Origin of the sequence: Sulfurifustis variabilis, assembly GCF_002355415.1 — a bacterium.
In the GTDB taxonomy this organism is placed as follows: Bacteria; Pseudomonadota; Gammaproteobacteria; order Acidiferrobacterales; family Sulfurifustaceae; genus Sulfurifustis; species Sulfurifustis variabilis.
On sequence record NZ_AP014936.1, the window covers coordinates 1826768 to 1849390 of the forward strand.

The 22623-nt window shown below is 69.4% G+C and carries 20 protein-coding genes; 6 read left to right on the forward strand and 14 right to left on the reverse strand.

Translation table 11 applies throughout. The features are described from left to right. Nucleotides 1–167: 167 nt before the first annotated feature. From SVA_RS08765 to SVA_RS08775, 3 genes are all read left to right on the forward strand, one after another. Nucleotides 168–500, forward strand: coding sequence for a TusE/DsrC/DsvC family sulfur relay protein (locus tag SVA_RS08765; RefSeq protein WP_096460868.1), 333 nt, complete (start codon nucleotides 168–170; stop codon nucleotides 498–500). 179 nt (nucleotides 501–679) lie between these two features. After that, nucleotides 680–1255 carry a ferritin-like domain-containing protein gene (locus SVA_RS08770; RefSeq protein ID WP_096460869.1) on the forward strand — a complete coding sequence of 192 codons (576 nt, stop codon included), beginning with the start codon at nucleotides 680–682 and terminating at the stop codon, nucleotides 1253–1255. Between the two features lie 342 nt (nucleotides 1256–1597). Then, a complete protein-coding gene (locus SVA_RS08775; RefSeq protein WP_096460870.1) occupies nucleotides 1598–2305 on the forward strand; it encodes an RNA polymerase sigma factor in 708 nt (235 codons plus the stop codon). Between the two features lie 28 nt (nucleotides 2306–2333). Here the strand turns inward: SVA_RS08775 and gdhA are convergent, their stop codons facing one another. From gdhA to SVA_RS08820, 9 genes are all read right to left on the reverse strand, one after another. Further along, on the reverse strand, nucleotides 2334–3680 hold the full coding sequence (gene gdhA, locus SVA_RS08780) for an NADP-specific glutamate dehydrogenase (RefSeq protein WP_096460871.1): 1347 nt from the start codon (nucleotides 3678–3680) through the stop codon (nucleotides 2334–2336). A 162-nt stretch (nucleotides 3681–3842) separates the two neighbouring features. Beyond that, nucleotides 3843–4478, reverse strand: coding sequence for a superoxide dismutase (locus SVA_RS08785; protein WP_096460872.1), 636 nt, complete (start codon nucleotides 4476–4478; stop codon nucleotides 3843–3845). A gap of 142 nt (nucleotides 4479–4620) precedes the next feature. Beyond that, nucleotides 4621–4878 (reverse strand): DUF2249 domain-containing protein, encoded by a 258-nt coding sequence (locus SVA_RS08790; RefSeq protein ID WP_096460873.1) that lies wholly within the window; start codon nucleotides 4876–4878, stop codon nucleotides 4621–4623. Between the two features lie 223 nt (nucleotides 4879–5101). Continuing rightward, complete coding sequence (locus SVA_RS08795; RefSeq protein WP_096460874.1) at nucleotides 5102–5407, reverse strand: HPF/RaiA family ribosome-associated protein; 306 nt, start codon at nucleotides 5405–5407, stop codon at nucleotides 5102–5104. Between the two features lie 230 nt (nucleotides 5408–5637). Next, the gene (locus tag SVA_RS08800; RefSeq protein WP_096460875.1) at nucleotides 5638–6123 is read right to left on the reverse strand and encodes a CBS domain-containing protein; all 486 of its coding nucleotides are present in this window, start codon (nucleotides 6121–6123) and stop codon (nucleotides 5638–5640) included. Nucleotides 6124–6278: 155 nt separating this feature from the next. Then, nucleotides 6279–7373, reverse strand: coding sequence for a polysaccharide pyruvyl transferase family protein (locus SVA_RS08805; protein ID WP_197703434.1), 1095 nt, complete (start codon nucleotides 7371–7373; stop codon nucleotides 6279–6281). A gap of 326 nt (nucleotides 7374–7699) precedes the next feature. Beyond that, complete coding sequence (locus SVA_RS08810; RefSeq protein WP_096460877.1) at nucleotides 7700–7930, reverse strand: hypothetical protein; 231 nt, start codon at nucleotides 7928–7930, stop codon at nucleotides 7700–7702. Between the two features lie 162 nt (nucleotides 7931–8092). Then, complete coding sequence (locus SVA_RS08815; protein ID WP_096460878.1) at nucleotides 8093–9718, reverse strand: NAD(P)/FAD-dependent oxidoreductase; 1626 nt, start codon at nucleotides 9716–9718, stop codon at nucleotides 8093–8095. 92 nt (nucleotides 9719–9810) lie between these two features. After that, nucleotides 9811–11496, reverse strand: coding sequence for a DEAD/DEAH box helicase (locus SVA_RS08820; RefSeq protein ID WP_096460879.1), 1686 nt, complete (start codon nucleotides 11494–11496; stop codon nucleotides 9811–9813). 553 nt (nucleotides 11497–12049) lie between these two features. Between SVA_RS08820 and SVA_RS08825 the strand changes: the two genes are divergently transcribed. Then, the gene (locus tag SVA_RS08825) at nucleotides 12050–12730 is read left to right on the forward strand and encodes a type 1 glutamine amidotransferase domain-containing protein (RefSeq protein ID WP_197703435.1); all 681 of its coding nucleotides are present in this window, start codon (nucleotides 12050–12052) and stop codon (nucleotides 12728–12730) included. 116 nt (nucleotides 12731–12846) lie between these two features. Further along, entirely contained in the window at nucleotides 12847–13908 is a 1062-nt protein-coding gene (locus tag SVA_RS08830) for a B12-binding domain-containing protein (protein WP_096460880.1), read from the forward strand. 72 nt (nucleotides 13909–13980) lie between these two features. Here the strand turns inward: SVA_RS08830 and SVA_RS08835 are convergent, their stop codons facing one another. The 5 genes from SVA_RS08835 to SVA_RS08855 form a co-directional block, all read right to left on the reverse strand. Continuing rightward, nucleotides 13981–15432 carry an efflux transporter outer membrane subunit gene (locus tag SVA_RS08835; RefSeq protein WP_096460881.1) on the reverse strand — a complete coding sequence of 484 codons (1452 nt, stop codon included), beginning with the start codon at nucleotides 15430–15432 and terminating at the stop codon, nucleotides 13981–13983. Then, on the reverse strand, nucleotides 15425–18553 hold the full coding sequence (locus SVA_RS08840) for an efflux RND transporter permease subunit (protein WP_096460882.1): 3129 nt from the start codon (nucleotides 18551–18553) through the stop codon (nucleotides 15425–15427). The genes SVA_RS08835 and SVA_RS08840 overlap by 8 nt, the downstream gene beginning before the upstream one ends. 13 nt (nucleotides 18554–18566) lie before the next feature. Continuing rightward, nucleotides 18567–19763 carry an efflux RND transporter periplasmic adaptor subunit gene (locus SVA_RS08845; RefSeq protein ID WP_096460883.1) on the reverse strand — a complete coding sequence of 399 codons (1197 nt, stop codon included), beginning with the start codon at nucleotides 19761–19763 and terminating at the stop codon, nucleotides 18567–18569. 430 nt (nucleotides 19764–20193) lie between these two features. Beyond that, a complete protein-coding gene (locus SVA_RS08850; RefSeq protein WP_096462885.1) occupies nucleotides 20194–20646 on the reverse strand; it encodes a YaiI/YqxD family protein in 453 nt (150 codons plus the stop codon). Nucleotides 20647–20708: 62 nt separating this feature from the next. Further along, entirely contained in the window at nucleotides 20709–21500 is a 792-nt protein-coding gene (locus SVA_RS08855) for a hypothetical protein (RefSeq protein ID WP_096460884.1), read from the reverse strand. A gap of 181 nt (nucleotides 21501–21681) precedes the next feature. Here SVA_RS08855 and SVA_RS08860 point away from each other — a divergent pair, with 181 nt between their 5' ends. Then, complete coding sequence (locus SVA_RS08860) at nucleotides 21682–22623, forward strand: hypothetical protein (protein WP_169924031.1); 942 nt, start codon at nucleotides 21682–21684, stop codon at nucleotides 22621–22623.

Consider the following 22623-nt stretch of genomic DNA (forward strand, 5'->3'; position numbering starts at 1 on the left):
CCTCGCTGTCCGGGAGAGCCCGCCCACGATGCGTTATCCCGTTCGGGATACGCATGCAGGCCAATCGGGCAATAGTGCGCGGCGCGCGCGACGCTTATTTATGTGGGGGAGGCCGGGGCCGCACCGAAGCCGCGGCCTCCATACCCACACAGCGAGGGCCGTCGAGCATGACCGCACAGGCACAGACCGCGAAGTACCAGACCGACTCCGAAGGCTACCTGATGGATCCGAGTGACTGGAACGAAACGGTCGCGCAGGAGCTGGCCGACAAGTACGGGATACGGCTCGGCCCCGATCACTGGGAAGTGCTCTACTTCATGCGGGACTACTTCGAGCAGCACCACATCGCCGTCGACGCCCGCTTCGTCATCAAGTTCCTCTCCGAGAAGCACGGCGGCTCCGGCCGCGAACGCCTGTACAAGCTCTTCCCCTACGGCTACATGCAGCAGGCCTGCAAGATCGCCGGCATGCGCCGCCCGCGGGCCTGGAGCACGGGCTAGCTTCCTCGCTCCGTCTCGGCGTTCGCGCGGGCGCGGGTTCACCGGCGCCTTTCCGCCCGCGCGCGATCGATTCCCCGGGCGCCCTGAAAGACACCGATCCGGGAACCTTTCCGGACGTTGGCGCATTTATCGGTCAGATGGGGCGCACATCGTGCCCCTGGATACCCAGGAGACCCGTCATGACCGATCGCACGCCGACTGCACCCGCCTCCCCTGCCCGCCGCCTGTTCCTGTTCGAGAGCACGGCGCTCTCCTTGTCGGGCGTCGCGGTCGCACTGCTCGCCGGAACGCCCCGCCTCGCGGCCGGCTCGAACGCAGAAGCCGCGAACGACATCCGCATTCTCAACGCCGCGCTGGCCGCCGAACGGGAAGCGGTCGCCGCGTACCAGGTCGGCGCCGAAAGCGGGTTGCTGAAGAAACCCGCGCTGCAGACGGCCACGCAGTTCCAGGGACACCACAAGGCACACGCCGACGTGCTGGCGGCCACGATCCGGAAGCTCGGCGGCAGCGCTGCGGAGCCACCGGCCCGCTACGACTTCCCGGTCGATCGCCTGCGCAGCCAGTCGGACGTGCTTCAGTTCGCGGCGAAGCTCGAACGCGGCGCGGTCACGGCGTACGCGAATGCCATCCCGAAGTTCGCCGACCGCGATCTTTCCCACGCGGCCGCGAGCATCCTGAGCGACGAGGCCATGCACTGGGCGGTGCTGCGGCAGGTGCTCGGTCTCGATCCCGTCCCCGGGGCGTTCTTCGCCTGAGCTGACGCCGCGCGCTGCTCGGCATCTCATTCCGCGCATCTGATTGAGAGAGGGTGAAAACAATGGCTGCCATGATTCTTGCGTTTCTGTTCGTAATCGCGGTCGGGCTGCACGACCACGCTGGTAACGCCGAGTCGGCCGTTCAGGGTTCGCCGACCGAGGCGACAGCGCATCGGTAGACGTTCGGGTCGACGGTCGCGATTGGACTTGGCGACGACACGTCCGCGCGGATGAGCAGAAGGCCTTCTTGCGTCGCTGCGGCTTGCCGCCGCCTCGCCGATGGGTGGAGACCGGTTCGCGCGGCCGCTATCATCGGCGGAGGCCGTGCGCGCGAGCATTGACATGGTTTTGGCACCGGATGACACGGCGGCCGGCATCGGCCGCACGAGCGACGAGCCCGACGAGGCGCTGGTCGCGCGCGTGCGGGCGGGCGACGTGCGCGCCTACGCGCTCGTGGTGCGCCGCTACAATCGCCGCCTGTTTCGCATCGCCCGCAGCATCCTGCGCGACGACGACGCGGCGCAGGACGCGATGCAGGAGGCGTATATCCGCGCCTACCTGCACCTCGATACCTTCCGCGCCCCGGGAAACTTTGCGGCATGGCTCGCGCGCATCACCGTCAACGAGGCCCTGATGAGAAAGCGCAAAGACCAGCGATACACGCCGCTCGATGCGGCCGGCACGGACGACGAGCGCGCGTCCGGCGGCAGCCTCGCCCCCGCCAGCGAATCGCCCGAGGCGTCCGCCGGCGCCGGCGAGCTGCGCCGCCTCGTCGAGGCGGCGGTCGATCGCCTGCCCGAGGGTTTTCGCACCGTGTTCGTCCTGCGCGCGATCGAGCAGCTGAGCGTGGAGGAGACCGCGGCCTGTCTCGGTGTCCCCGAGACCACGGTCAAGACGCGCTTCCACCGGGCCCGCCTGCTCATGCAGCAGGCCCTGCACGCCCACGTCGAAGCGGCCGGCCGGGAGGCTTTCGACTTCGCCGGTCCGCGATGCGACCGCATGGTCGCCGTCGTTCTCGCCCGCCTGGCGAATCTGCCGGGCCGGCGCTGAGCGTCGCCGGACGGCGATCGACAGGCGTTCAGACGACGCCGAACGCCAGCATGGCCTCGGCGATGCGCCGAAACCCGACGATGTTCGCGCCGATCACGTAGTTGCGGGGATGGCCGAACTCCTCGGCCGTCTCGTAGCAGTCGCGGTGGATCTTGCCCATGATCTCGCGCAGCCGCCGGTCGGTGTACTCGAAGGTCCAGGCGTCGCGGCTCGCGTTCTGCTGCATCTCTAGCGCCGAGGTCGCGACGCCGCCGGCGTTGGCCGCCTTCCCCGGGCCGTAGGCCGTGCCGGCTTCCTGAAACAGGCGCACGCCCTCGGGCGTCACGGGCATGTTGGCCCCCTCGACGACGGCGATGCACCCGTTGGCGATCAGGGTGCGTGCGGCCTGCTCGTCGAGCTCGTTTTCGGTCGCGCAGGGAAGCGCGACCTGACAGGGGATGTCCCACACCTTGCCGCCCGCGACGTAACGCGCCTCGCGGTGCTCGTCGGCGTAGTCCCGGATCCGCCGGCGCTCGACCTCTTTCAGCCGCTTGACGGTGGCGAGATCGATGCCACGCGGATCGTGGATCGCGCCGCCGGAATCCGAGCACGCGACCACCTTCGCGCCCAGCTCCTGCAACTTTTCGATGGCGTAGATCGCGACGTTGCCGGAACCCGAGACGACGCAGGTCTTGCCCTCGATGCCGTCGTGGCGCGCCTTGAGCATCTCCTCGAGGAAATACACGGCGCCGTAGCCGGTGGCCTCGCGCCGCACCAGCGCGCCGCCCCAGGCCGGGCTCTTGCCGGTGATGACGCCCGACTCGTAACGGTTCGTGAGCCGCTTGTACTGGCCGAACAGATAGCCGATCTCGCGGGCGCCGACGCCGATGTCGCCCGCGGGCACGTCGGTCAGCTCGCCGATGTGCCGGTGGAGCTCGGTCATGAAGCTCTGACAGAAGCGCATGACCTCGTTGTCGGACCTTCCCTTGGGATCGAAGTCCGCGCCGCCCTTGGCGCCCCCGATGGGCATGCCGGTCACGGCGTTCTTGAACGTCTGCTCGAAGCCGAGGAACTTGACGATCCCGAGATATACCGAGGGGTGGAACCGCAGGCCGCCCTTGTAGGGCCCCAGCGCGCTGTTGAAGCCGACGCGGAAGCCGCGATTGATCTGCACCTCGCCGCGGTCGTCCTGCCACGGCACGCGAAAGATAATCTGCCGCTCCGGCTCGCAGATGCGCTCGATGATCTTGTGCTCGGTGTACTCCGGGTGCGCGCGCAGCGCCGGCACGAGCGTATCGATGACCTCCTTCACCGCCTGGTGAAACTCGGCCTCGCCCGGGTTGCGGCGCACCACTTCCTCGAAGATGCGCGCGATTCTCGCTTGGACGTCGGGCATGAGCGACTGTCTCTACGGGACGCTTCCAGTCTATCGGATTCCCCGTGCGGCCGACTCCCGCTGCGCCGACCCCTCGATCCTCACGCAATCACGCCCGCGCGCAAAGCCATTGCCCGTCCGTGGAGAATCGTGCTGCCGGCGGAAATCCGGCGCGCGATCGGCTCAGCCCATGTTCTGCAGAGCGAACTCCCAGTTGATCAGTCTGTCGAGCACGGCGTTGACGTAGTCGGCGCGGCGGTTCTGATAGTCCAGGTAGTACGCGTGCTCCCAGACGTCGATCGCGAGCAGCGGTTTCATTCCGGCCGTCCACGGCACGTTTGCATTGGCCGTCGTCACGACGCTCAACCTGCCGAGATCGAGCACGAGCCACGCCCAGCCGCTTCCGAACTGCGAGGTCGCGGCCGCGGCAAGCGCCTTCTTGCAGGCCTCGACGCTGCCGAAGGATGCCTCCATCTTCTCCCGCAACGCGGCCGGCGGTTCTCCCCCGCCCTTCGGCCTCATGCTGTTCCAGTAGAACGTGTGGTTCCACACCTGCGCCGCGTTGTTGAAGATCGCCGCGCTGCCTGCCTGCCCCGCCGTCGCGCTGACGATCTCGTCGAGCGACAGATCCGCGAATCGCGTTCCGGCGATGAGCCGGTTGAGATTGTGCACATAGCCCGCGTGATGTTTCCCGTAATGAAAGCCGAGGGTATGGGCCGTGATGACCGGATCCAGCGCATTGTCGGCGTACGGGAGCGGCGCCAATGTCAGCGAGGTGGCTCCGGCGCTCGGGTGGCTCTTTGCGTCTGCGGTATTCATGTCGGTCCCCTTGTCGTTCGGTGTTGCGCTGGGTGCGGAAACGGCGACGGCGAAGCGCAGCCGTTGCACGCACCATGGTGTGCATCGACGGAAATGGGAGGATCGGACGCCTCGCCCGATCCTCCCGTGCGAACGGGCCCGCCTACTTCCGGGTGAAGTCGATCACGATCAGCCCGGGCTCGCGCTGGCGGTACTCGATCGCCACACTGTCGCCGTAGCGCTGGACGAGCTGATTGAGCAGCGGTATGGGGTCGTGGTCGTTGCCGAAGCGCATCGTTTCGCCGGGTTGGAGCGCGTCCAGCGCGCCGAAGATTGCCGCGTGGCGAAAGCGCTTGGCGATCCCGCGCGCATCGAACGGGTAAATCCGGTCTGGAAGGACGTGCAGGTGCGGTTCGGACATGACGGCTCCTCGTCGAAGGGTCGGGCTCGACCCAAAGCCCGACCATTCTACTCAGGTTAACGCCGCTGGCGGCTTGATCTAGATCAAGTCCATCTCGTGACTGACCCGTGCGTCAGCGCAGCGCTACAGAATCGCGGCACGGTCGAGGCCACGGTCTCCACCGCTGGGTGGAGACGGATAATGGCGGCCTCATGGATCGACCATCGAAGATCGACGGTCGTCATCATCTCCGGGGTTTGAGAGGTTTCGTGCGGCGGCGCTGCATGGCTTGGCGCACGGCGCGCTCCACCCGCCCGAGCGCACGATCCATCGCGGCCTGCAGGGAATGACGGCGCTCTTCGACCACGACGTTCGGCAGCCCGCTCAACACGACCTTGATCATGCAGCGCTTGTCGATCCCGCCGCGCGGACCGTTCACGTCCTCGACGCGCACGCTGGTGCGCTCGATCGAAGGCGCGAACTTCCCGAGCTTGCGGCCGAGCTTGCGCCGCAGGTAGTCCTTGTCGGCGGCGTCGAGCAACGATCCCATGGAGCGGACGTGCGCCGGGGTCAGCGCGGCAGCGGTCCGACCGGCCGTGCGCCTCGCCGGACGCGCCACGCGCGCGGGCAGCGGGACACGTTTGCCGCTGTCCGGTTTGCGCAGGCGCTCGTGTCCGCGCGCCGGCGGCGTGCGACCCGTGATTCCGGTCGATCCGACGCGGCCCCGGTCTGGTCCCCGCCCTCGACGAGCTCCCTTGCGGCCCTTTCGCCCTTTGGCGTTCACCGGGTCGCCCGCGGGCTGCGCTTTGCGGAGCGTGCGCGGCTCGCTGCCGCCCGTCGTGCGCTCGCCGGCGGGAGGCGAATCGACTGGCGCGTAGCCCGCACGGTCGGGCGGCTCGATCCCCGCCCGAGCTCTTCGAGCACGTCGGTCGCGGTGACGATCCCGACGACGCGGCCGTCTTCCAGCACCGGCAGCGCGCCGATGAGACGCCCGCGCATCAGGTTGGCCGCCTGACGAAGCGTGGTGGCCGGTCTCGCGCTCGTCACCTGCGGCGACATCAGATCGCGCACGGTGCGTCCTTTGCGGACCGCACCGCCTTGACGGCCGCCGAGATCGCGTTCGGAAAGCACGCCCAGCAGCCGCGTGCCGTCGGTCACGACCAGATGGCGAATGCCTGCGCGCGCCATCCGCGACCAGGCGACACTGGCCGTCTCGTCGGGGCCGATGGTGATGACCTCGGTGCTCATGATTTCCTGCAAACGCATGGCAGTACACCCGACGATTTCCGGTTGGCGCTCCGTCCCATCGGCGGTCCGGTCGCGCGTGCAACGTCAACGCATTCTATCGGCTCCAGACGAGCTGACGTTGATTTTAGTCAGGCGATGGGCGCGCGCCTCGCGTGTTGTTGTCGTCAACGTGTTCATCTGCCGGTCTCCTCCTTCGTGTGAGTGGCCTCGCTCTTCCTCAGCAGCTCGACGAGCAGCTCGTTCGTGCGTCTTGCGCGGTCCTGAAGCGCGGGCACTCTGCTTTTGATCTTCGCCCGGATCTCCTCGTGCGTGTCCCACGAACGATCGATGCGCGCAATCAATTGCCCGGTTCCCACGGATCCCAGCGGCGGCATCTCCACGTCCAGGTCCTCGAGCAGGCCGGTCACCTTGGAGGCATAGGGTAAGGCCGTGAACGGCGTTGCGCGCAGGGCGGCGAAAATGAGGAAGTGCAGCCGCATGCCGACGGCGAACTCGAACCGCCCGACGAGGTCCAGGATCTGCCGCGGCGAGTAGCGCCGGCGCAGGATCTCCGCCCGCTCGGCATTGCGCATGGCGGCCACCACCGCGTGGCTGTGCTGCACGTCCGCCCGTTCCATCGGCACGAAGACCACGTCCGCGTCGAGGCGCTCGACGACGAAGTCGGCGGCGTGTGCGAGCATCGCGTGATACTCGACGGGATCGATGTCCGGCGCGGCGGGACCCGGCTCGCGCACCGAGAAGCCGACGAGGTGGCGATCGAACTCGACCCCTTCCGCTCTCAACGTCTCGGTGGGCAGCGACTCCGGCTCGAGCAGCAGGGCCGGATCGGCGGTGAGCAGGATCTCGCGGGTCGCGCCCACGTCCTCGAGCAGACGCAGGCCCTGCCGGTCGCGCACGGTGACGACCGCGCAGGCGTTGAGGGCTTCGCGCACCGCGCGGCGCGCGGCCGTCGTGGTCAACGGGCCCGCGCTGATCCCGTAGACGATGACCGGGACGCCTTTCTCGTGCGCCAGGAACACTTCGCGCAGGTAGGCTTCCGCGTCGTGGTCGTAGAGAATGCCCCCGCCGCCGAGAACGAGCAGGTCGAGATCTTCGATCTCCGGCGCCATCTCCCGGCGGGTGAGCGTGCGCGGATCAACGGCCCGTTCGACGCGGTGTCCGGCGAGCGTATCCGGCGGATTGCGCGAAAAGACGGTGACGTGCGCCGGGACGGCGGCGCGCAGCCCGCTCAAAATCCCCTCGAGAATCGCCTCGTCGCCGAGATTCATCCCGCCATACGAGCCGGAGATGCCGATTCGATAAGGTGCGGACGCCGCTCGCATGCTGATGCGCTGTCCCTCGGCCGTCGGTGAAGATTCGAGGCAATCCGGTCTTGCGCGTGATTCCGAGCGAGCGACCCACCGGGCGTCACCGGCGGTGCTCGACGAACCGAAGCCCGGCACCTTACCGCGAACCCGTGCGATCAAGAATAGGGGAAGACGAGCACGGGCCGACGATCGGGGGCCGCGTTCGCGGAACCGAAACGGTGCGGCCAGGTCGCACGCCCGACCGCGCAAGGAGGCCCCAGGGACCGGAGGTGTTGGCCTCTCGGGCGTCAATCGCCGGCGCGGTCGCGGACCAGCCGCCACACGTCGACGATCGACTGCGGGACGCCGATCTGCACGAAGCCGCAGGCGTCGCACACCATCACGGCGCGCCCGCCGGTGCGCGCGGGGCGCAGCAGTCCGTGGCCGACGTCGCGTCGGCAGCGAAACCCGACCACGCGACGTGCGGCCGCCTCGCCTTGCCAGTAGCGCGCCGCAAGCAGTTTCTCGTGCTCTTTCATATTGAGTCGATTTCAACAGTGTGGGCCGCCGAGAGGCACGAAAACAGCCAAGTTGCCCGTGCGCTCAGCCGCCTTGAATCGGGCAAACGAACGCCATTCGCCATCCACCCCTCCATTGTCTTCCGTGGCGTCCCTGGCGTGCGTGGCGGAAATCGTGGATGCCTACGCGGCGGCGCGGGCGACGATGCTCAACGCCACGGCTTCCGCCACCTCGATGCCGTCGACGGCGGCCGACAGGATGCCGCCGGCGTAGCCGGCACCCTCGCCGGCCGGGTACAGGCCGCGCGTGTTCAGGCTCCGATAGAGCTCGTCGCGCCGGATGCGGATCGGCGACGACGTCCGCGTCTCGACGCCGGTCAGCACGGCATCGCGCATGGCGAAGCCGCGAATCTGCCGGTCGAACGCCGGCAAGGCCTCGCGGATCGCTTCGGTCACGTAATCGGGCACGCAGCCGCCGAGATCCGTCAGGCGCACGCCGGGGGTGTACGACGGCGCCACCGAGCCCAGCGCGGTCGACGGCCGTCCGGCGAGGAAATCGCCGACGAGCTGGGCCGGCGCGGCGTACGTGCCGCCGCCCGCCTCGAAGGCGCGCTCTTCCCAATGCCGCTGAAAGGCGATGCCCGCGAGCGGATGTCCGGGATAGTCCGCCGGCGTCACGCCGACGACGATGCCGGCGTTCGCGTTGCGCTCGTTGCGCGAGTACTGGCTCATGCCGTTGGTCACGACCCGCCCCGGCTCCGAGGCGGCGGCGACGACGGTGCCGCCCGGGCACATGCAGAAGCTGTAGACCGAGCGGCCGTTGCGGCAATGGTGCACGAGCTTGTAGTCCGCCGCCCCGAGCAGCGGATGGCCGGCATGCCGGCCGTAGCGCGCCCGGTCGACGAGCGACTGAGGATGCTCGATGCGGAATCCGATCGAAAACGGCTTGGCCTCGACGTACACGCCGCGCGCGTGGAGCATTTCGAAGGTGTCGCGCGCGCTGTGGCCGACGGCGAGCACGACATGGTCGGTCCGTATGCGCTCGCCGCTCGCGAGGACCACGCCGCGCACGCGCCGCACGCCGCTTCCGTCCGTGTCGATGTCGATATCCGCCACCCGGCTCCCGAACCGCACCTCGGCGCCGAGCGCGTGCAGCTTCCGTCTCAAACGCTCGACCATGGCAACCAGCCGGAAGGTGCCGATGTGCGGCTTGCTGACGTAGAGGATCTCGGACGGGGCGCCCGCCGCGACGAACTCGGTGAGCACCTTGCGGCCGAGGTGGCGCGGGTCCTTGATCTGGCTGTGCAGCTTGCCGTCGGAGAACGTGCCCGCCCCGCCCTCGCCGAACTGGACGTTGGATTCCGGGTCGAGCGTCGAACGGCGCCAGAGGCCCCACGTGTCCTTCGTGCGCTGGCGCACGGACTTCCCGCGCTCGAGGAGGATCGGGCGAAAGCCCATCTCGGCGAGGAGCAGCCCGGCAAACAGGCCGCACGGGCCGGTGCCGATCACGACCGGTCGTGCCGTCAACGCCGCCGGCGCGCTGGCGACGAAGCGGTACGTGGTGTCGGGCGTGTGCGAGACGCGCCGGTCGTCCCGCCAGCGCTCGAGGACGGCGGACTCGTCCTCGATCTCGACGTCGAGCGTGTAGACCAGCTCGATCGCCGAGGGACGACGCGCGTCGTGGCCGCGGCGGGCGATCGTGTACCGCACCAGCCCGTCCGCCCGAATGCCGAGGCGCTTGAGGATAGCCGCCTCGATCTCGCCCTCGGCGTGGTCGAGCGGGAGCCGGATTTCAGTCAGTCGCAGCATCCGTCCGCGGAGACCTGAGAGCGATACGCCGCATGTTGCGCGGTCGACCGAGCTATCGGGTTCTCACCCTCTTCGGCGGTTCGAACCGATGGCTATTCCTCGTCCTTGCCGCCGCCGAACACCGCGGGGACCTGGCGCTCGAAGCGCCGGCGCTTGTGCGAGATCACCGGTCGCGACTTGGCGGCGGCAGACGGCGCCGGGTCGCGCAACCGCACCGGTTCCTCGGGCTGCCGGTAGCCGCGACCCTGGCCGCGTCCGTCCTGCGGGCGCCGGCGCCGCTCGTTGTTCGCCTTGGGTTTGTAATCCACACGGTTGCCGTCCACGTCGCCGGGCACGTTGCCGATGTCGTCGAGCGAGACGATGACCTCGCGGTAGGCCGGCTGCCGCGAACCGCGACCCCGGTTGGGACCCTGACTCCGGTTGGGACCCTGCCGTTGCGGGCGTTGTCCGCCCTGACGTTCGGGCCGGGGCTGCTGCTGCTTGGGCCGCTGACCGCCGGTGCGGTGGTCCGCCTGTCGCTGCGCAGGGCGTTGGCCGCCCTCGCCGCGGTTGCGGCGGGCCTCGGGCCGCGGCGCCTGCGGCCGGCCGCCGCCGCGCGGGTTGCGCTGACCGCGTCCCATCACGATCGGCTCCGCCTTGATGCTCGGATCCGGGGCGAAACCGTCGATCGTCACTTTCGGGATCTCGCGCTTGAGCAGGCGCTCGATGCTCGCCAGGAACTCGTGCTCGTCGACGCACACGAGCGAGAGCGCCTCGCCTTCGTTCCCCGCGCGCCCCGTGCGGCCGATGCGGTGGACGTAGTCCTCCGGCACGTTCGGCAGTTCGTAGTTCACGACGTGGGGGAGCTGGTCGATGTCGAGCCCGCGGGCCGCGATGTCCGTCGCGACCAGGACCCGCACGGCGCCGTTCTTGAAATCCGAGAGCGCGCGCGTGCGCGCGCCCTGGCTCTTGTTGCCGTGGATGGCGGCCGCGCGGATGCCGTCCCTCTCGAGCTGTTCCGCGAGGCGGTTCGCGCCGTGCTTCGTGCGGGTGAAGACGAGCACCTGCCGCCAGTCCTGTGACTTGATCAGATGGGAGAGCAGCTCGCGCTTGCGCGCGCGGTCCACGGGGTGAACGACCTGCGAGACCAGCTCGGCGGGCGTGTTGCGGCGCGCCACCTCGATCAGCGCGGGCGAATTGAGCAGCCCGTCGGCGAGCTCCCTGATCTCGTCCGGGAACGTCGCGGAGAACAGCAGGTTCTGACGACGTCCGGGGAGGAGCGCGAGTATCCTGCGGATGTCGCGAATGAAGCCCATGTCGAGCATGCGATCGGCCTCGTCCAGCACGAGGATCTCGACGCGGGAGAGGTCCACGGTCCCCTGCTCCACGTGATCGAGCAACCGGCCGGGCGTCGCCACGAGGATGTCGATGCCGCGGCGCAGCGCCTCCGCCTGGGGCGTGAAGCCGACGCCGCCGAAGATCACGGTCGAGCGCAGCGGCAGGTGCCTGCCGTAGCTGCGGACGCTCTCCTCCACCTGCGCCGCGAGCTCGCGCGTGGGCGTGAGGATGAGCGCGCGTATCGCCCGTGCGCCGCCGCCGGGAGTCTGGCTCAGCCGCTGCAGCAGCGGGAGCGTGAAGCCGGCGGTCTTGCCGGTTCCGGTCTGGGCGCCGGCGAGGATGTCGCGCCCCGCGAGGATGACGGGGATCGCCTGGGCCTGGATGGGGGTGGGGACGTCGTAGCCCTTGTCGGCCACGGCACGGACCAATTCGGCCGACAGGCCGAGCGAGGAAAATGCCATCAGAAAGGGTTGCTCCTGGAGGCCTACCCGAAACACGGGGCTTGGGGCCGGTCTAGGCGCTACCTATTTAAGTTGAACTGTTCGAGGTGAACCGGGAAGGCTTTACCACGAGCCTCGGCGCAGACCGGAGTACGGCGAGGCCGGGCTAGTGTACCAGAAGTTCCCGTGAAAGCGACCCGGCCGATCCGTCCCTGAAAGGCTCCCGTCCGATGAGTGGTTCATCCGCGACCGGGCCGGTGGCCCGGCCCTTCGGGTCGCGGTCGCGAAGCGGGGCCATCGTTCCTTGCCCGCCCCACGTCCGCGAGTCGATGCACGTCGCGGGTGTCGCATGAGCCTCCGCGCGACTCATCGCGGCTCGGGACGCAGTCTCCTTCAGCGTCGCCGGACGGAGACAGTGCGCCGGCCACCCGGCCATCGGCATTCGGCTTCGATGTACTGCGATGAAAGACAGGGAATATTTCGTTATCTATTCCGTCGGCCGTTTATTGGGTCTCCCAACGGAAGGCGCACCGTCGGAGAATAGGCGGGCGCCCGATTCGTGGGGAAGGTGAACATGCCTGCCGAGAGGTCCGTCCTGATGGTCGTCACCAGCCACGGCGCGATCGACGCCGCCCACCCGACCGGCGTGTGGTTCGAGGAGTTCGCCATTCCCTACGCGCTCTTCCGCGAGCACGGCTGTCGCGTGACCGTCGCGAGCCCTAAGGGCGGCGATACACCGATCGATCCCGGCAGCCTCGAAGGCTACGAGGCGACGCCCCGCAACGAAGCGGCGCGCGCCGCACTGAGGAACACGCGCGTGCTGGACGCGAGCCTCCGGGCCGAACACTTCGACGCGATTTTCTTCCCCGGCGGCCACGGCACGATGTTCGATCTCCCCGACAACGAGGAGGTTCAGCGGCTCGTGTCCGAGTTCGCGCAGGCGGACAAGGTGCTCGCGTCGGTCTGCCACGGACCCGCGTGCCTGGTTGGCGCACGGCTGCGGGACGGCACGGCGCTCGTCAAAGGACGCCGGCTCACGTCCTTCACCGACGACGAGGAGCGCGCGGTCGAGCTGGATCGGAGCATGCCGTTTCTGCTCGAGACCCGGTTGCGCGAGCTGGGCGCGCGGTTCGTGCCCGAGGAGAACTGGAAGGACCACGTCGTCGTGGACGGGCGGCTCGTGACGGGCCAGAACCCGCAGTCGAGCGCGAGCGCCGCTCGCGCCGTGATGCGGCTGCTCGAGGACGGTTCGTGATGGACGAAACCGGCGGTTTGATGCGGGTCAACGTCCGCATGCCGGCGCCGGATCAGGATCCGGCAATGGACCCGACACCTTCATCCGCGCGCCGCTGACCCGGCGAGGTACAGGTCATGCAACTGGGGGACGGCACGAATCTGCGCGACCGCCGGCGAGATCTCGCCGCGGCTGCCACGGATCGCCTGCTTTCCCTGCACCCCGACTTCCGGACGCTCATCCGTCCGGACGAGAAGCAGGAGTGCGTCGACGATCTGGCGCTGCACGTCCTGTTTCTCGCGGACGCCGCCGCGCTCGACTCGCCCGAGATCTTCGAGGAGTACGTCGCCTGGACGAAAACGCTCCTCGACGCCCGCGGCGTGCCGGCGTCGCGGCTCCACGCCCACCTCGCGGCGCTCGCGGATATCCTGCCCCGACGGGTGGCATCCCCGCTCAGCGACACCGCCGCCGCCTGCCTGCGCGGCGTGCTCGAGCATTTCGACGACCTTCCGGCGGGGCCGGATTCCTTCCTCGACGAGCGCCGCCCGCTCGGCCCGCTCGCCCGGCGGTTCACGCACGCCCTGCTCGCCCTGCGTCGGGACGAGGGGAGCCGCCTGATCTCGGAGGCCCTGGACGCCGGGACGTCCGTCGAGGACATCTATCTCGACGTCTTCCAGCCGACGCTGCACGAGGTCGGCCGCCTCTGGCAGCTCAACGGCATATCGGTCGCGCACGAGCACTACTGCACCGCCGCGATCCAGCTCCTGATGGGGGAGCTCCATCCCCGGCTCATCGGGCCGCCGCGTCCGCCGCGGCGCGCGGTCGCGACCTGCGTGACCGGCGAACTGCACGAGCTCGGACTCCGGATGGTCACGGACTTCCTCGATCACGCGGGATGGGAGACCCATTTCGTGGGCGCCAGTCTTCCCGCGAAAAGCGTGGTCGACCTGCTGATCGAAACGGGCTCGCCGGTCCTGTGCATCTCGGTGACTTTCGCGACCCACCTCATGCGCGCCGCGGAACTGATCGGCGAGGCGCGCGCCGAGCCGGCCTGCGCCGACGTGGGCATCGTGGTGGGCGGCCGCGCGTTCAGCCGCTCTCCGTTCCTCTGGCGCCGCATGGGCGCGAACGCCTGGGCGCGCGACGCCCGGGAAGCGGTCGCGGCGTGCGAGGCGCTGATCGCGCAGATCCAGGAATGATTTCGCCGGCGCGCGCGACCGCGGCGTGCCGGACCCTGCCCGGGCGAAGCGCGTACCGCGCGAAGCCCGACGCTACTCCGGCGATGCCGCGCTGGTCGCGGGCGGCGGCGCTGCGATGCCCGGCCAGCCGCCCCCCAGCGCGCGAATGAGGTCGACGACCGCCGAGCGTCGGTCGCGCAGCGCGGCGATGCGATTGAGCTCCGCCTGCAGCAGGCTGCGCTCGGCGTCGAGGACTTCGAGCTGGCTGGCGAGGCCGTTGTCGTAGCGAATGCGCGCGAGCCGCAACGTGTCCGCCAGGGCCGTCATCCGTTCGCCCTCCGCTTCGTAGATCTCGCGGGCGCGGTCCTGCGTGATCACCGCCTGCCGGACCTCGACGAAGGCGGACTGCACGGCCCGCCGGTATTGCGCGAGCGCCTGCCGCTCGCGCGCGCTCGCCGCGTCCCGCTCGCCGCTCAGGCGCCCGCCCTGGAAGATCGGCTGGACCACCGCCGCGCCCACTTCCCAGATGCGCGCCGGACCCGTGAAGAGATCGGAGAGCGACGCGCTTTCGCCGCCGATGAAGCCGGTCAAGGGAATGCGCGGGAAGAACGCCGCGCGCGCCGCGGCGAGCTGCGCGTTCGCGGCCACCAGCTGCTGCTCGGCCTGGACCAGGTCCGGGCGCCGCAGCAGCAGCTCCGAGGGCAGGCCTTCGGGCACCACGTCGGGCGGCATGGCCTCGTTCTCGGCCGCGCGCGCGACGCCGTCCTCCCGCAGGGCGCGCGGGGCGCGACCGAGCAGCACGGCCAGCGCGAGCTCCTGCGCGGCGCGATCCCGCTCGAGCGCCGGGAGCTGGGCACGCGCCGCCGCCACCTCGGCCTCGCGCTGGCGGAGCTGAAAATCCCCGATCAGCCCCGCCTTGTAGCGGATGCGCTGGAGCTCGAGATCGCGCGCGCGGAGCTCGAGCGACCGTCGCGTCGCCGCCACCTGGCTGTCGAGCGCGATGAGGCCGTAGTAGCCCCGCGCGACATCGGCCGCGATTCCGATGCGCACCGTCTCCTGCGCGGCGCGCGACGCGAGCAGCTGGGCCCGGGCGGCGGCCGTGGCGCTGCGCAGCCGACCGAACAGGTCGACCTCGTACGACACGTTGAGTACGGCGCGGTTGTTCGTGCTCGTCAGCGGCGTGCCGGGCGGGAGCGGCGTGTCGGTGCGCTCGGAAAGCCGCCCGCGGCTGCGCTGTGCCGTGGCGTCGACGGCGGGCCAGAGTTCCGCTTCGCCGATGTCGAGCAACGCCCGCGCCTCGTCGACCCGCGCCGCCGCCAGGGCGAGGTCGGTGTTGTGCGCCAGCGCCTCGTCCACCAGCCGATCGAGCGTGGCGTCGCGGAACAACGTCCACCAGCGATACGGAATCTCGGTCGCCGCGCGCCCCGCCCCGTCCGCCGCCCACTCCCCCGGGAGCGAAAGCCGGGGCGGTTCGTAGTCGGCCGTCGAGGCGCAGCCCGCGAGCGCGCAGGCGCCGAGGGCGAGCGCGATCGCGCGGTCACGCATCGCCCGCGCCCTCGGGGGCCCGCTCCCGGCGGGACTTGGGCCAGCGCCAATCGGTCACGAGGCGGAAGAAGAGCGGGACGAAGAATATCGCCAGGAAGGTCGCCGCCAGCATCCCGCCCATCACGCCGGTCCCGATCGCGTGGCGGCTCGCGGCGCCGGCGCCGGTGCTTATCGCGAGCGGGAGCACGCCGAGGATGAACGCCATCGACGTCATGAGGATCGGCCGGAAGCGCAGCCGCGCCGCCTCGATCGCCGCGTCCTCGGTGGGCACGCCCTGGCCGCGGCGCGCGGCGGCGAACTGCACGATCAGGATCGCGTTCTTCGCCGCGAGCCCGATCAGGGTCACGAGGCCGATCTGGAAATAGACGTCGTTCTCGAGGCCGCGCAGCCACACGGCGAGCAGCGCCCCGAACATTCCGAACGGCACCGCGAGCATCACCGCCGCCGGCAGCGACAGGCGGTTGTACTGGGCCGCGAGGATCAGGAACACCATGACCGCGGCGAGCAGGAGCGCGGTGCGCGACTCGCCGCCCGTGCGGCGTTCCTGGTAGGCGGCGCCCGTCCAGTCGAGCGTGAAGTCCCCCGACAACGCCTCGCGCGCGACCTCCTCCAGCACCGCGATCGCCTGCCCGGAGCTGTAGCCGGGCGCAGCCGAGCCGATCACCTTCGCCGCGGGGAAGTTATTGAAGCGTTCGAGGATCTCCGGGCCCGTGACGTAGCGCACGGCGACGAGCGCGCTCAGCGGGATCATCTGGCCGTTGCCCCCGCGTACGTAGATGCCGCCGACGTCCCGGGGCTGGCTGCGGTACGCGGCCTCCGCCTGCATCTGCACGGTGTAGGTCCGGCCGTAGAGATTGAAGTCGTTCACGTAGAACGCGCCCATCGTGGCGGCGAGCGTGTCGTAGACCTCGTTGATGGGCACGCCCAGCGCGCGGGCCTTTTCGCGGTCGAGCTCCACGCGCAGCTGCGGGACGTTCGGCCGGAACAGGGTATTCAGGCCGACGAGCTCGGGGCGTTCCGCGGCCTTCGCCAGGAACTGCTGCGTGGCCTGCGCCAGCTGCTGCGCGCCGGTGCCCGCACGGTTCTGGATGTAGAACTCGAACCCGCCGGTCTCGCCCAGGCCCATGATCGCCGGCGGGTTGAACGCGATCACCATCGCCTCCTTGATCGCCGCGGTGCGGCCGAAGAGCTCGCCGATGGCGTCGTCGACGTGGATATCGCGATCCGACCAGTCCTTGAGCGACACGAACATCGTGCCCGCGGCGTTGCGGTAGCTGTTCGTGAGCAGGTCGAAGCCGGCGAAGCTCGCCGAATCCTGGGCGGCGGGATTGGTGTGGGCGATCTCCTCCACCCGATCCATGACGCGCTCCGTCCGCGAGAGCGTCGCGGCATCGGGCAGAATGACGGCCGTGATGTAATAGCCCTGGTCCTCGGGCGGCACGAAGCTCCCCGGCACGATGCGCAGCAGACCGAACGCCGCGAGGATCATCAGCGCGAAGAGCGCAAGCCCGACGCCGGCGTGCTTCAGCATCCAGCGCACGCCGTTCGTGTAGCCGAGCGTCACGCGGCCGAACCAGTCGTTGAACCAGTCGAAGAACCCGTGCGTGTGCTTGTGCTCGTGGCGCAGGATGGAGGCACACAGCGCCGGCGAGAGCGTGAGGGCGACGATACCGGAGATCACCACGGCGATGGCGATGGTGACGGCGAACTGCCGGTAGAGCTCGCCCGCGAGACCCCCGAGGAACGCGACCGGCACGAACACCGCGCACAGCACGAGCACGATCGCGACCACCGGGCCGGTCACCTCGCTCATCGCCCGGATCGCCGCCTCGCGCGGGGCCGTGCCCTCCTCGCTCATGTGCCGCTCCACGTTCTCGAGCACCACGATCGCGTCGTCCACCACGATGCCGATCGAGAGCACCATGCCGAACAGCGTGAGCGTGTTGATGGAGTAACCGAGGACGAACAGCCCGGCGAAGGTTCCGATCAGCGAGACCGGGACGGCCACCATGGGGATCACGGTGGCGCGCCAGTTCTGGAGGAACAGATACACGACCAGGAACACCAAGAACATTGCTTCGGCCAGCGTCTTCACCACTTCGCGGATCGAGACCTCGACGAAGCGCGTCGTGTCGTACGGGACCGAGTAGGTCATGCCCTCCGGAAAGCGCGCGGCGAGCGCGTCCATCGTCGCCTTCACCTCCTGCGCGGTGTCGAGGGCGTTCGCGCCGGACTGAAGGAAGACGCCGATCAGCGCCGCCGACCTGCCGTTCACCTTGCCGGTGAAGCTGTAGTCCTTGGAGCCCAGCTCCACGCGCGCGACGTCCTTGAGCCGCAGGATCGAGCCGTCGGGGTTGGCGCGCAGCACGATGTTCCCGAACTCGGCGGGGTCGGACAGCCGCCCCTGGGTGCTGATGACGTAGTTGAGCTCGAGCGAGCCGGGCGCCGGCTGCTGGCCGATCTGGCCGGCCGCGTACTGCGAGTTCTGCTCCTGGACGGCGCGGATGATGTCGCTCGTCGTGACGTTGAGGCTCGCCATGCGGTCGGGCCGCAGCCAGATGCGCATGGCGTAGTCCTTCGCGCCGAAGATCTGCACGTTCGCGGCGCCCGGGATGCGCTTCAGCCGGTCGAGGATGTTGAGGGTCGCGTAGTTGCTCAGGTAGACCGCGTCGAACCGGTCCGTCGGCGACTGCAGGGCGAGCACCTGCAGGAACGAGGACGAGCTTTTCTGGACGACGACGCCCTGCCGGCGCGCCTCGGCCGGGAGCCGCGGCTCCGCGAGGCGCACGCGGTTGTTCACGTTCACCGCCGCGTCGTCGATGTCGGTGCCGACGTCGAAGGTGACGTTGATCGTGACGGTGCCGTTCGCGGCGCTCGAGGAGTTCATGTAGATCATGTTCTCGACGCCGTTGATCTGTTCCTCGAGGGGCGCGGCCACGGTCTGCTCCAGCACCTCGGCGTTCGCGCCCGGGTAGGTGGCGGTGACGGTCACGACCGGCGGCGCGATCTCCGGATACTGGGCGATGGGAAGGCTGATCATGGCGGCGAGGCCGATGATCACGATGAAGATCGAGATGACGGCCGCGAACATCGGCCGGTCGATGAAGAAGCGGGAGAACATATATAAGGATCGTCTAGCCGCCGGTCGGCTTTGAGGGAGCCGCTTCGGGCGGCGCGCCCTCCTTTTGCCCCTCCTCCACGACCCGTACCGGAGCGCCGGGGCGCACCTTGAGGACGCCGTCGACGATGACGCGCTCGCCGGCGTTCAGGCCGGAGGTGATGATCCACTCGTCCCCCGACCACGGGCCCACCCGCACGGGACGCGCCTCCGCCTTGCCCTCGACCGCGACGTAGACGAACTTCCCCTGCGGCCCCTCGAGCACCGCGCGCTGGGGTACGCGCATCGCGTCCGGCCGATGCGCGCCGCGGAGAATGACCCGCACGAACTCGCCGGGCCGGAGCGCGCCGTCGGGATTGGGAAGGACCGCGCGCGCCTCGCTCGTTCCGGTCTGCGGGTTCACGCGGACGTCGGTGAAGTTGAGCAGCCCGGTCTTCGCGTAGACCGTCCCGTCCGAGCGGCGGACCTCGACGCGAAACTGGCCGTTCTTCGGCAGGACGAGGCGCCCCGCCTCGACGTCCTGCTGGATCTCGAGGCGCTCGCGGTCCGGAATGCCGAAGATCGCGTACATCGGGTCCGTCTGCGTCACGGTGGTCAGCAGGATCTCGGGTCCCGAGACGAGCGAGCCGACCGAGCGCAGTGCGCGGCTCGCGACGCCCGTGATCGGCGACTCGACGCGCGTGTATTCGAGGTTCAGCCGCGCCTCGTCGAGCCGCGCCCGGGCGCCCTTCGCTTCGGCCGCGGCGATCTGCTCGGCCGACAGCGAGTCGTCGTACTCCTTGCGGCTCACGGCGTTCGCCTCGAGGACGGGCTTCAGGCGCTCCATGTCGCGCCGCGCCTGCGCGAGTTTCGCCTCGGCCGTCGCGAGATCCGCCTCGGCCCGCTTGAGCGCGGCCTGGTAGAGCGCCGGGTCTATCGTGAAGAGGGACTGTCCCTGCCTCACGCGCGCGCCTTCGTGGTAGTTCTCGCGCGTCAGGATCCCGGTGACGCGCGCACGCACCTCGACCTCGCGGTACCCCGCCGTCTGGCCGACGTACTCGTAGGTGACTTCGATGTCTTCGGGCTGCACGAGGCGCGCCGTCACCTCCGGCGGAGGCGGCGGCCCGGGCTGCGCCGCCGGCTCGCAGCCGGCCGCGACCAGCACCGCGGCGACGAGAATCCAATACCGGGCGGCGACGCCGGTCGACTTCCACTGACGCGTCAAGGCAGCCATGGGGTGGCGAATAATCGGCAGGTAATTTTGGGCCAAGTCTACCGGCAAAGGAGCGGCCGCGAAAACAAACGCGGCGCGACGGCACGCCGCGGGGCGGGCACGCTCGGGGCCGGCATCGTCGTCATTTCCTATATATCGGTCTGTCAGGAGCCTTCGCCTCGAACCGTCTTCCGGCAGCGCCCTTTCACCCTGACGACGAACGAGGCGAACCGGAATCGACAGGAGGAGGAACTCCCAAAACGATGCCGCGACGGAAACCCGCCCGGGTCAGTACTGTGACCGAGACCCGGCTCTCGGCCGGTGCAGCGCGTCGCGAGCGCGAGGATCAGCGGTTACGCCAACCACGGGGCCCAGGGATCCGTTGCGCACGCGTCGCTCAGACCTCTTCGGCCATGGCGCCAACGGTAGAGTGATGGCCGTCGGCAGCGTTTCAGCGCTCCACGCTCGCGTTCAGGAAGCGGTCGAGCTGGTTGGCGAAGGCCTGGCGGTCGCTCAGGCTCAATACGCGCGGGCCGCCGGTCGCGACGCCGGTCTTGCGCAGCTCGTCCATGAGGTTGCGCATCGCCAGACGTTCCTTGACGTTCTCCCGGGTATAGAGCTCGCCCCGGGGGCTCAGTGCCTGTGCGCCCTTCGCGACCGCGTCGGCGGCGAGCGGGACGTCCGCCGTGACCACGAGATCGCCCGCCTGCGCGAGCTCGGCGATCCTGCGATCGGCCTCGTCGAACCCGCCCGGTACCTGCAGGGTCCTGATGTAGCGCGACGGCGGGACACGCAGCGGCGCGTTCGCGACGAGCGTGAGCATCACCTGACGCCGATCGGCGGCGCGGAACAGGATCTCCTTGATGACGTTCGGGCAGGCGTCGGCGTCGACCCAGATAGGCATGCTGTCATCCGGCTGCGCGGCAAGTGTCTCGATCATACCCGCCGGGACGGAGAACGACACAGCTAGGCGATCCCGAGAATCCAGCCCTCGAGCGCGGCGGTACGCCGCTCGGGCGACGTCAGCGGCGGGTCGAGGTAACGGTCGAGCATCCCGTTTCGGTCGGTCTCCTCGAGCCATCGGGCGACGGCATACGCATCGTGCTCGTCGGGCGTGCGGCCGTCTCTCGGGTAACGGTGACGGAATATGGACGGATAGACTTCGGCAAGGACGGACTTCGCCTCGGGCGGCCGCCAGCCGTCGAAGGGCCAGAAAAAGATCCGGTCGCCGCCCTCTTCCCGCAGGTAACGCAGCCAGGGAATGCCGGCGTGCGTGGATTTCGCGACCGAGCCCTGAAAGTCGAACCGGAACACGCTCTTCGTCGACGATGTCCAGCGCTCGCACAACCGCAGCGCCGTGGTCGCGCCGGTTCTCTCGCCCGGCGGCCGCGGCGTGCTGCTCCACCAGGTTCCCCTGCGCACGTGCTCGACGGCGCACCCCGGCTGGTCCGTCGGCCAGTAGCGGCAGAAGTCGGCCAGGAACGCCGGCCAGGAATCGAGCCGGTAGCGGCGGAAGTACTCTTCCGGGAACGAAAAGCCGTGATCGATGCCGACGAGCAGGCGCGGTCCGCCGTGCGTCGTCGCGAGCAGCCACTGCGCCACCTCGCGCCGCGACCACCTCCCCTGCGGTCGCGGGCGCACGGGCTCCGGCCGACCGCCCGGTCGCGCCGCGTAGACCTGCAGCCCCCCGAGCCGGCTTTCCGGAGTCTCGGCGCCCGAGTAGTCGATGCCGACGTAGAGATCGAAATGCCCGTTCACGGCAGGCTCACCGGGGCCGGCACCGCCGGCCGCCGCCGGGCCCCGACGCCGTGCGCGGGGCTCCGCGGGGAAGCCGCGAGAAAGAGCAATGCGAGCGCGGTCATGCGTCCTCCTTTGCGTCTCTCCCGGTTCGAGGAGTAATTTTGGAAAGTCGATCCGACGGGCACGCGAGGAAGGCGACATGACACGATGGACCGCGTTTCGTCCGCCCCTGGCTCGCGCGCTCGTCGCGCTGCTCGGCGTGACGTTCCTGCATGTCGCGCTGAGCGGCGCCGCGATGGCGCAAGCCTATACCTACCAGCCATTCGACTACCCGGGCGCCGTCTCGACCTCGCCGTTCGCCATCAACAATGCGGGCCACATCGCAGGCACGTACGCCCTGCAGCGCGGCGGCGGGAACGCCTTTCTCTACGATGGCGCGAACTTCGTTTCGATCGATATACAGGATGCCGTCTACAGCTCGGCGGAGGGAATCAACGATGCCGGCACCGTCGTCGGCTGGTACCGCGACAAGGCGGGCGACACCCACGGGTTCACGTACGAGAACGGCGTCGCGACCCGGTACGACGTGTCGATCCCGGGCGCCGTCAGGACCGTGCTGACCGACATCAGCTCCGGCGGCACTCTCGCGGGCTGGTTCGATCCGGGTTCCGGCGATCCGATCGGCTTCGTGGACAAGGGCGGCACCGTCACGCAGATCGGCCAGAGCTACACCGGCGTGAACGGCATCAACAACGCAGGCCGCGTGGTGGGCGTCCACCGCCCGGGCACCGCCACCAACCGGGGCTTTCTCTACCACAACGGCAGCTTCAGGCGGCTTCCGCCGGCAAGGGTGGAAAGCCAGGCCTGGGACATCAACAACGCCGGACATGTCGTCGGCGACTACCGGCCTTCGGGGCGATTGGGCTTCCTCTACGACGGACGGCGCGTGATCTCCTTCGATTTTCCCGGGGATGGGGACGAAGGCACCGCACTGTACGGCATCAACGACCGCGGGGTCGTCGTCGGATCCTACTTCACGACGGCGCCGCCGGGGTTCGGCACGTCGCGCGGCTTCATCGCGTTCCCCGCTCGTGCCGGGCACCGGTCCGGCAGACACCCGCGGCGCATGACGAACCCGTGA